Annotated in this window: 13 protein-coding genes and 1 tRNA gene; 12 read left to right on the top strand and 2 right to left on the bottom strand. The window is 37.9% G+C overall.

The features are described from left to right. Window positions 1–142: 142 nt before the first annotated feature. The 5 genes from IV67_RS03160 to IV67_RS03175 are packed head-to-tail and all read left to right on the top strand — an operon-like array spanning window position 143 to window position 2,322. On the top strand, window positions 143–346 hold the full coding sequence (locus IV67_RS03160; RefSeq protein ID WP_057787044.1) for a hypothetical protein: 204 nt from the start codon (window positions 143–145) through the stop codon (window positions 344–346). A 2-nt stretch (window positions 347–348) separates the two neighbouring features. Continuing rightward, window positions 349–492 (top strand): hypothetical protein, encoded by a 144-nt coding sequence (locus IV67_RS09215; RefSeq protein ID WP_157050279.1) that lies wholly within the window; start codon window positions 349–351, stop codon window positions 490–492. A 33-nt stretch (window positions 493–525) separates the two neighbouring features. Further along, window positions 526–777 (top strand): hypothetical protein, encoded by a 252-nt coding sequence (locus IV67_RS03165; protein ID WP_057787046.1) that lies wholly within the window; start codon window positions 526–528, stop codon window positions 775–777. Continuing rightward, on the top strand, window positions 774–1,241 hold the full coding sequence (locus IV67_RS03170) for a hypothetical protein (RefSeq protein WP_236698243.1): 468 nt from the start codon (window positions 774–776) through the stop codon (window positions 1,239–1,241). The genes IV67_RS03165 and IV67_RS03170 overlap by 4 nt, the downstream gene beginning before the upstream one ends. Then, window positions 1,234–2,322 carry a glycoside hydrolase family 25 protein gene (locus tag IV67_RS03175; RefSeq protein ID WP_057787050.1) on the top strand — a complete coding sequence of 363 codons (1,089 nt, stop codon included), beginning with the start codon at window positions 1,234–1,236 and terminating at the stop codon, window positions 2,320–2,322. The genes IV67_RS03170 and IV67_RS03175 overlap by 8 nt, the downstream gene beginning before the upstream one ends. 137 nt (window positions 2,323–2,459) lie before the next feature. On the opposite strand, the gene IV67_RS03180 is transcribed toward IV67_RS03175, so the two are convergent. Beyond that, a tRNA-Arg gene (locus IV67_RS03180) sits at window positions 2,460–2,531 on the bottom strand. A 134-nt stretch (window positions 2,532–2,665) separates the two neighbouring features. On the opposite strand from IV67_RS03180, the gene IV67_RS03185 reads away from it, so the two are divergent. The 7 genes from IV67_RS03185 (at window position 2,666) to IV67_RS03215 (ending at window position 8,671) form a co-directional block, all read left to right on the top strand. Then, window positions 2,666–3,049, top strand: coding sequence for a helix-turn-helix transcriptional regulator (locus tag IV67_RS03185; RefSeq protein ID WP_057787052.1), 384 nt, complete (start codon window positions 2,666–2,668; stop codon window positions 3,047–3,049). Next, the gene (locus IV67_RS03190; RefSeq protein WP_057787054.1) at window positions 3,039–3,494 is read left to right on the top strand and encodes a hypothetical protein; all 456 of its coding nucleotides are present in this window, start codon (window positions 3,039–3,041) and stop codon (window positions 3,492–3,494) included. The genes IV67_RS03185 and IV67_RS03190 overlap by 11 nt, the downstream gene beginning before the upstream one ends. A 115-nt stretch (window positions 3,495–3,609) precedes the next feature. After that, window positions 3,610–3,792, top strand: a complete 183-nt coding sequence (locus tag IV67_RS03195) for a hypothetical protein (RefSeq protein WP_057787056.1) — start codon at window positions 3,610–3,612, stop codon at window positions 3,790–3,792. Window positions 3,793–3,967: 175 nt separating this feature from the next. After that, a complete protein-coding gene (gene gap / locus IV67_RS03200) occupies window positions 3,968–4,978 on the top strand; it encodes a type I glyceraldehyde-3-phosphate dehydrogenase (RefSeq protein WP_057787058.1) in 1,011 nt (336 codons plus the stop codon). 121 nt (window positions 4,979–5,099) lie between these two features. Beyond that, window positions 5,100–6,323 (top strand): phosphoglycerate kinase, encoded by a 1,224-nt coding sequence (locus IV67_RS03205; protein WP_057787060.1) that lies wholly within the window; start codon window positions 5,100–5,102, stop codon window positions 6,321–6,323. A gap of 143 nt (window positions 6,324–6,466) precedes the next feature. Continuing rightward, window positions 6,467–8,299, top strand: a complete 1,833-nt coding sequence (lepA, locus tag IV67_RS03210; protein WP_057787062.1) for a translation elongation factor 4 — start codon at window positions 6,467–6,469, stop codon at window positions 8,297–8,299. Window positions 8,300–8,428: 129 nt separating this feature from the next. Beyond that, the gene (locus tag IV67_RS03215) at window positions 8,429–8,671 is read left to right on the top strand and encodes a type B 50S ribosomal protein L31 (protein WP_057787064.1); all 243 of its coding nucleotides are present in this window, start codon (window positions 8,429–8,431) and stop codon (window positions 8,669–8,671) included. Window positions 8,672–8,860: 189 nt separating this feature from the next. Here the strand turns inward: IV67_RS03215 and IV67_RS03220 are convergent, their stop codons facing one another. Then, window positions 8,861–9,919: a tyrosine-type recombinase/integrase gene (locus IV67_RS03220; protein WP_057787066.1), complete on the bottom strand. Its 1,059-nt coding sequence runs from the start codon at window positions 9,917–9,919 to the stop codon at window positions 8,861–8,863. Window positions 9,920–10,122 lie beyond the last annotated feature (203 nt).

The raw sequence follows: 10,122 nt of genomic DNA on the forward strand, positions 1-10,122 counted from the left end.
TTGGTCGAACATAATGATGATGGCGAGGTTACTAGTATCGCTTATGACCGTGTTGCCATCGCTCTGTTACCGGCATTAGCAAATATGAGAGAAGAACTAGCTGAACTGAAATTTAAGATGGACGTGATTATGGAGGAGAAAAATGAGTAAATTAGTGGATAATATCAATGTTAGAAATATTTCAAAAATTCAAGAGGACAAAGTTCTAATTTCGTTTAACTATAATGATGAAGAAATTAACTTCAACGGTAAAGTCACATATAAAGGGGACATTGATACTGTGAATTTACAAACTGCTAAGCCAATTATTTTAAATAAACTAAAGACGATTTTGGAGGAGAACTAATCATGGATGTTTCAGTAGAAGAATTATATAGTGCAGTACTACAGGAGTTATCAGATGTACAACAAGAGAATCGAGCCTTAAAAATTATGAATAAAAAGCTGACAGAAGCGCAACAAAATGAAGCACCTAATAATGATGAAAATTAGGTGCTTTTAATTTACACAAAAAGGAGTAGAAACATGAAAATCGAAAAGACAACAAGTTTTAGCGCAGATTTGAAAGTTGATGAAGAGGCACCAGCATATGTCACATTTAGTGGTTCAGTAGATGCGGATGGAAAGCCAAATGTCAATTTCTATATTAGTGATATGGCCATTTATATGGCGCATACAAATGAATTTATGGCCGCATTTACAGAATTTCAAACTGAGGTGTTTGATTACTCAAATGAAATGCTTAAGGGAAGCAGTGCTGTAGAAACGGGGGTATGATGTCACCAAGTGAAGTATTTGAATGGCTAATGAGCTATGCAAATGGCATGACCATTTCATTTGTGTTGGCTGTCGGCGTTTTTATTGATGCACTCTTGGGCTCAAGTTGGCGTAAGGCAAATGGCGTTCGCCGCAATTCACGAGGGTTCTTTAATGGCTTTTTGAAAAATATCTTTCTGGCCCTAATTCCCGCTACGTTTTGGTTGGCGAATATCTTGTTTTACTATTTGCCACTAGACCCAACACACCCGCAATTTAGATACAATCCGCTCATGTTTGACTTTATCAGCGTAGGCACGGGGCTGTATATTGGTGATTGGCTGTTACACAGTATTTTGGCCAATTGGAAACTATCAGGGCGAACTATTGGCCCATGGATTGAGCGGTGGATACAAGAAGAGTATGACAGCAAGATTGAACAACACAATTTAAAAATTGATAAGTTAGGAGATACAAATGAATAAAAATTTAAGCAAGGTCGTCTTAGTGGCGGCTTTTTTGTTTGGGGCAACATTGCTTCCTATGACGACTCATGCCGATAGTTTTGTAACCGATGTTTCAAGTCATCAAGGTGTTATCAACTATAAAGCTAACGGCTTCAATGGGACGATTATTAAAGCAGGTGGCGGAGAAGGTACGAGCGGGAATTATATTAATCCATATGTAAGAGCCCAATCGGTAGAAGCAGAACGAGAAGGCATCCAACACGGTTATTATTACTACCTTGGTAGCCAGTTCAGCCCTGAGCAACAAGCGCGTCAATTCTATAATATTTTGGGTACGGAAGACGCCCGTAACAAGGATATTCCAGTATTTGTGGACGTTGAAGAAAATGCTTGGGACGGTAACTATTTTCGTGGAGATGAGCCCAAACGCTTCATGGATGAGTTTTATCGCTTAACGGGTAAGAAGGTCAATGTCTACATGAACTTTCAAATGGCAACTGGAATGAATGGTCGGTTTGAATGGTCAGACATTAAAGATGCAAAGCTATGGTTAGCAATGTACCCAAGTGCAAATAACACACAATACTATGGCCAAGACTGGGCTAATCAAAAGTTTGCACAAATTCCATGGTTTAAAACAGTGGATATGTGGCAATATGGAGATGGCGGTGGATTAGATCGCAATATCCAATATGGCGACTGGTCTAACTTAACGGGGCATAAGTACACCTCAAGTAACCCAGTGCCTAAGACGACTCCGCCAGCTCACAAAAAAGCTAAGAAGCAAACAGCTCAATTCAAGGGTGCTTATGTCTTAGATAAGTGGGTTAAGTACAATGGTAAGTGGTATGCGACGAATTCAGATTTCAGCATTCCTGTAGAAGATTACAATAACTATATCCCAATCAAACCAGTTACTTTAACAGATCGCTATGGTCGTAAGTTAAAGAATCAAAATGGTCTGGGAAATAACGGCGTCATGGAATACTTTACGTTGAATGGCAAGTATAAAGTGCTTGCTAAGTCAGGACAAAATGTCAAGTTAGAGATTGGTGGAGAACCAGTTTGGCTTAGAGCTAAATATGTAACAATTAAATAAATAAAAAAGCCTAGTTGGTATCTCTTAGTTGAGTTGCTTACTAGGCTTTTTTTATTGATATGAAACCGAATTGGGCACAAATTAGACACAAAAATATTCGAAATACTTTTATATCAATGCTTACAACGCATATAAAATGAACCCGGGGGGAATCGAACCCTCATCTCCAGAACCGGAATCTAACGTGATATCCATTACACTACGGGTTCAACAAGTACTAATTAATTATAGTCGAGCCAAGTTATAAAAGCAATTATTAACTTTTCGTTAGGTTAAACCTTGTGTTTTATTAAGTTTAGCTTTATCATTAAGTATAACTAATATAAATGAAAAAGGTGATGACATGACAAGCTCTCAAGGTAAAGAAATTATGGGCCAAAATATCAAGCGGCTTTTAAAACGCAATGGGATGACTGCCGCCAAGTTATCTGAAGTTATTGGCGTATCAACTGCGACAATTTCGGATTGGTGTAACGGTAAAACTTATCCCCGTATTAATAAAATTGAAATGATGGCAGATTATTTTGGCGTATCAAAATCAGAGTTGGTTGAGGATCCTGACCAAGTTGCCAATGCTGCTAACTCAGAAGAACCTGCTTTAATGGCTGCGCATTGGGGTGTTGATATTTCAGGTTTACCAGATGAAGAACGTCAACGTGTCGTTGATCGTGCGAAAGCATATGTTGAAGGCTTAATTGCTGACTACGAGGATCGCAATGCAAAATAATCGGTATGAGGATTTACTCATACGCGTTGAAGATGATTTAGCAAATCGAGGGATGCCAGCAACAATTTTAGATACGATTCCTTTAAAGGAAAATTCTGGACTTGCTGGCGTGACATCAATTAAGGATGGAAAAGTCTACATTTTTGTAGATCGTACGCTGTCTACATTTGAGAAGGCAGAGACGTTAGTCGAAGAATATTTTCATGCGATTTCTGATTTGGGTGATATTATGGACTATCAATCGACACGTGCGCATAACAATGAAGTTAGTGCGCGTGAAGGCGTCCTATCATATATGACGAGTCTTGATGATATTCAAAGATTGATTGCGCAATATCCAGATGAACCATTAGCACCTTGGATGTTAGTCGAAGCCTTTGGATATCCACTTGATTTTGCACAAGATACACTTAATTATTATCAACGAAGTGGTGAGTTAGCTTAAAACTATTGCAATTAATTTTAACCTAATATATACTAATGATGTTGCTTAACCTTTGGTTGAGCTTTTATTAAGTAATGTAGTTAAGTTAAAGCTGATTTTTATAGGAGGGCTAACAATGCCATTGATTAATATGCTTGGAATTTTAATGTGGGTTGCCATTTTTATTGGTGTTTTGGTAATGCTTAAAATGTTTGTGACAGCCTTAACACCAATCGTTGTAAGCGCATACAAAAATATTGAAATGACAATTAAAAACGCTAGTTTTGAACGTCCTAAAAAACAACGGATTCATTTCTAAGATACGATATTTCCAACGCCTTGAAATAGGATGAAAGTCGTCTCAATGTGTTGCTGTGTCAAGATTTTAAAATGATAAAAAAGTCCGGACAAAGTTTGCGAAATTATAAACAAAGTCGTATAATAAGGATTGTAAAAAAGTTTACGAAGTGAATTTCTGGGAGGAAACATTAATCATGACTGTAAAGATTGGTATTAATGGATTTGGCCGTATTGGTCGTTTGGCATTCCGTCGTATCCTTGAATTGAAGGATGCTGCAGATGACATCGAAGTTGTTGCAATCAACGACTTGACTAACCCTGCAATGTTGGCATACTTGCTAAAGTATGACTCAACTCATGGTACTTTGGATGCTGAAGTTTCAGCTGACGAAGACGGTATCATCGTTGATGGTAAGAAGTACCGTGTTTATGCTGAAAAGAACGCTGCTGACTTGAAGTGGGTAGAAAACGACGGTGTTGAAGTTGTTTTGGAATCAACTGGATTCTACACTTCAAAGGAAAAGTCACAAGCTCACATCGATGCTGGTGCCAAGAAGGTATTGATCTCAGCTCCTGCTGGTGATATTCCTACTGTTGTTTACGGTGTTAACCAAGATATCTTGACTTCAGATGACAAGATTGTATCTGCTGGTTCATGTACAACACAATCATTGGCTCCATTGGCTAATGCTCTTAACAAGGAATTTGGTATTGAAGTTGGAACTATGACAACTATTCATGCTTACACTTCAACACAAATGATCTTGGATGGACCTCGTGGAAGCAAGCCACGTAACAACCGTACAGCGGCTGCTAACACTATTCCTCATTCAACTGGTGCTGCCAAGGCTATTGGTTTGGTTGTTCCTGAATTGAAGGGTAAGTTGAACGGACATGCTCAACGTGTGCAAGTTGTTGACGGTTCAATCACTGAATTGACAACTATCTTGGATAAGAAGGTTACTGCTGAAGAAGTTAACGAAGCTGTTAAGAAGTACGAGACACCTTCATTTGGTTACAATGCAGACGAAATCGTTTCATCAGATATTATTGGTGACACACACGGTTCTGTATTCGACCCAACTTTGACTGAAGTCGTAACTGCTGGTGACCACCAATTGGTTAAGACAGCTGCTTGGTACGACAATGAATACGGTTTCACTTCAAACATGATCCGTACATTGAAGCACTTGGCTGAAATCTAATTAACGATTCAGTTCGATAAAAACAGGGGGTTTAGTGGAAGCTGAATCGCCTGTTTTTTATCAGAAATGTTATAATTACGAATAGCACATTTAATATATTTATAAATAGAAGGAGATTCTTATGGCTAAGTTAACAATTGAAGACTTGGATGTTAAAGGTAAGAAGGTTCTAATGCGTGTTGACTTTAACGTTCCTTTGAAGGAAGAGAACGGTGAAGTTGAAGTTGCCAATGATAACCGTATTGTTGCAGCATTGCCTTCAATCAAGTATGTATTGGACAATGGTGGTCGTGCCGTTGTATTTTCACACTTGGGACGTATTAAGTCTGAAGATGACAAGCAAAAGCTTTCAATGAAGCCTGTTGCACAACGTTTGGCTGATTTGTTGGGACAACCTGTTACTTTTGTTCCAGCTATCGAAGGTAAGGAATTGGAAGATGCCATTGATGGTCTTGATGACGGTCAAGTTTTGGTCTTTGAAAACACACGTTTTGCCGATGTCGTTAATGGCGAAGAAGTAAAGCGCGAATCAAAGAATGATCCTGAATTGGGTAAGTACTGGGCTTCACTTGGTGACATGTTCATCAACGATGCATTTGGAACTGCTCACCGTGCCCACGCTTCTAACGTAGGAATTGCTTCTAACATTGACCAAGCCGCTGCTGGATTCTTGATGGAAAAGGAAATCAAGTTCTTGGGTGGTGCAGTTGATAACCCTAAGCACCCATTCGTTGCGATTATCGGTGGTGCTAAGGTTTCTGACAAGATTGAAATTATTCAAAACTTGTTGCAAAAGGCTGACAAGGTTATTGTTGGTGGTGGAATGGCCTATACTTTTGATGCAGCTAAGGGTCACGAAATCGGAAACTCATTATATGAAGCTGACAAGGTTGAACTTGCTAAGAAGTTGATTGAAGAATCTGGTGATAAGCTAGTTTTGCCTGTTGATTCAATTGCTGCTGATAAGTTTGACAATGATGCTGATACTTATGTTGCCGAAGGTGATATTAAGGACGGTTACATGGGTCTTGATATTGGACCTAAGTCTGTTGAATTGTTCAAGTCAGTTTTGGCTGATGCACAAACAGTTGTTTGGAATGGACCTATGGGTGTATTCGAAATGCCTAACTTTGCTAAGGGAACATTGGCTATCGGTGAAGAATTAGCTAAGGTTACTAAGGATAACGGCGCAACTACAATCGTTGGTGGTGGAGATTCAACTGCTGCTGTTCAACAATTGGGAATCGCTGATCAATTGACACACATCTCAACAGGTGGTGGTGCTTCTCTTGAATATCTTGAAGGTAAAGAATTACCTGGAATTGCTTCAATTTCAGATAAGTAATTTAAAAAAGATTGAAAACGAACGAATCAATTTTGATTCGTTCGTTTTTTTGTTTGCTTAAAGAATGACAAACAGTCAAGGACAACGGTATAATGATAAGAACTGATAAAATATAATTTAAATTAAAAAAGGAGCGCAATTAGATGAATTTAGAAGAAATGCAAGCGCGCCAATCACATATCCGTAACTTTAGTATTGTTGCCCACATTGATCATGGTAAATCAACTATTTCTGATCGTATTTTGGAAGCAACGCATACGGTTACAGAACGTGATATGCAAAATCAACTGTTAGACACAATGGATTTGGAACGTGAACGTGGTATCACGATTAAAATGAATTCAGTTGAAGTTAACTATACAGCTGAAGATGGCGAAACGTATATTTTCCATTTGGTTGATACGCCAGGACACGTCGACTTCTCATACGAAGTTTCACGTTCTTTGGCTGCGGTTGATGGCGCAATTTTAGTAGTTGATGCTGCCCAAGGTGTTGAAGCACAAACATTAGCCAATGTATATTTGGCGATTGATAATGATTTGGAAATCATTCCAGTTATTAATAAAATTGATTTGCCTGCCGCTGATCCAGAACGCGTTCAAGATGAAATCGAAGAAGATATTGGTTTGGATGCGTCAGAAGCTGTGATGGCATCTGCTAAAGAAGGCGTTGGAATTCCTGAACTATTGGAGCAAATTGTTACAAAATTACCAGCACCAACTGGTGATTTAGAAGCGCCTTTACAAGCTTTGATTTTTGATTCAACATATGACTCATATAAGGGTGTTATTTTGACGATTCGTGTTCGAGAGGGAATTATGAAGCCGGGTGATAAGATTCGCTTTATGAATTCTGGAGCCGAATATGAAGTGACTGAAGTTGGAATTCATTCTCCGAACCCTATTAAGCGCGAGTACTTAATGGCCGGAGATATTGGGTATGTTGCTGCTTCAATTAAGAGTATTCGTGATGCGCGTCCTGGTGATACAATCACAAATGTTGATAATCCAGCTCCTGAAGCATTGCCTGGTTATCAACCAATGACACCGATGGTTTATTCAGGATTATACCCAACTGATAATGCACGTTACAACGATCTTCGTGAAGCGCTTGAAAAGTTGCAATTAAATGACGCATCTCTTGAATTTGAGCCAGAAACATCGCAAGCGCTTGGATTCGGGTTCCGTACTGGTTTCTTGGGTCTTTTGCACATGGATGTTATTCAAGAGCGTTTGGAACGTGAATTTGATTTGGATTTGATTACAACCGCACCATCTGTAACGTATCATGCGTATACGACTGATGGGGAAATGGTTGAAGTCTCTAACCCGGCTGATTTACCAGACGCATCTGAAATTAAATCGATTGAAGAACCATATGTCTTAGCGCAAATTATGGTGCCAGAGGAATATGTTGGTACCGTGATGGAATTAGCACAAGGTAAACGTGGTGAATTCGAGACGATGGAGTATCTGGACAAGCAACGTGTTAACGTCAAGTACTACATTCCCTTATCTGAAATTATTTTTGATTTCTTTGATAAGTTGAAGTCATCTACGCGTGGTTATGCTTCATTAGACTATGATATGGATGGTTACCGTGCATCTAATTTGGTGAAGGTAGACATTTTGCTAAATGGGGATAAGGTCGATGCATTGAGCTTCATTGTGCATACTGACTTTGCACAATCACGTGCACGTGTGATTACTGCCAAATTAAAGGAAATCATTCCACGCCGTAACTTTGAAGTGCCAATTCAAGCCGCAATTGGGTCAAAGATTATTGCACGTTCAACTGTTAAAGCATATCGTAAGGATGTTACTTCAAAGATTCATACAGGTGATCCTGATCGTCGAGCAAAGCTATTGGATAAGCAAAAGCGTGGTAAGAAACGTATGAAGTCTGTGGGAGCGGTTGAAGTACCACAAGAAGCCTTTATGGCAGTCTTGAACGCAGGCGATGAAGACGAAAAATAACATTTTTTATGAATGATTTGGTCTTTTGGACTACCAATTATTTGCAAAATATGGTATTATAATTCAGTCAAGTTAAACAACAAACTGACTCTATCACAAGTGTGATAGGGCGATAAGGAGAAAGTTATAATGAAAGCTAATATTCATCCAGAATACCACCAAGTGGTATTCGTTGACTCAACTACTGGTTACAAGCTATTAACTGGTTCAACTCGTACATCTGATGAAACAATCGAATATGAGGGTGCTACTTACCCAATGATTCGTGTTGAAATCACATCAGACTCACATCCTTTCTACACTGGTAAGCAAAAGTTTACTACTGCAGATGGTGCTGTGGACAAGTTCAACAAGAAGTATGGTCTGAAGTAATCATACTTTCTTATAAACGCTGGTATGACGGTATAAACGCCGTTATATCAGCGTTTTTCTTTTGCTTTTGGTAGTTGTTATTAGTGGTATTTAGTTGTAAAAAGTTGTGAAAAATCTGGTCAAAATCTGGTCATTTAAAAAGTTTCTGGTCAAAATCTGGTCAAATTTGGTCATGGATTTTACTCCCATTTAAAAAAGATCTAGTGCTTTCTCTTGTTCAGATTTACGTTTATCATCTAAAAGATGAAAATACGTTTTTTGTGTAATTCCAACATTACTATGACCCAGTCTATCACTAACGTAAGCTACATCAATTCCATTATTAATTAGATAACTTGCATGTGTGTGTCGTAAACCGTGGAAAGTGATAGGCTTAGCATTAATTTCTTTTAGTATTAATTTTAGTACTCTGGTATAGTAATTTTGTTCGTGATTATCTCCAAGAAAATGTAAATCTGTATAAGGATATTGCTCTCTATATCTATCTAATTGAATGAAAAACTTATCAGGCATAGAAATAGTTCTGATTGAAGATTGTGTTTTAGGAGTTACATATTCAAAAGGGTATTGATTAGTTTTATTTTTGGTAATGGAAATACTTTTGTTTACTGTATCAATATCGTCGTAAGTTAAAGCTAAAATTTCACCTAATCGCATTCCTGAGAGCAATGCAATATATATCGAAAATGTTTGAGGAGTAATGTCATTTTCTTCTATGAAGGCTAGTAAGTTATTCATGTCGTCAGTCTCTAAATAATTGAGGGGTTGATTAACTTCTAAGTCCTTTGGAATTTTAATATCACTAGTAGGATTTTTTTTAATCAGGCCATCATTAAATGCCTCTTTAAGTGGCATAGATAATCTAATTAATGTTTGTTTCGTAGTGCTGGCTTTATGATCTTTAGAAAAGGTGTTAACAAAATTTTGAATATCTTTTCTTGTAAGCTCATCTAAGTATATATTTTGAAAATAGTCTTTAATTATCTTTTGTGTACTCAAGTGATTGCTAATTGTTTGTGTCTTTAGATTTTGATTGAGATGTGTTTCTAACCATTTATCATAGTAATCAGTAAATAATATATGATCATTATCTATTTTACCTTCAATAATTTCAGTTCGACGTTGCGCTTCATATGCAACAGCAGCTGATTTTGTTTTAAAACCACTCTTATCCTCCTGTCTATGTTCTCCACTTGGTGTTGTATAGTTGATACGAGCTTGCCATATTTTTCCTCTTTTTCTTGGCATGTTAAATTAAACCTAACCTTCCGTTTTAAAAATTGAGTAGTTTAAAGACATACTCAGGTCTGATATAATAATCAAACGGGAGTAATCCTGGGGGGAACGCATATCCTAACTTTTAGCGGAGTAGGGGATATGCGCTTTTTTATTTACAATGAATCATGTTGGACTCGAACCAACGACCGGACGGTTATGAGCCGTCTGCTCTA

Source organism: Weissella minor, from assembly GCF_001437425.1.
GTDB classification, from domain to species: Bacteria; Bacillota; Bacilli; order Lactobacillales; family Lactobacillaceae; genus Weissella; species Weissella minor.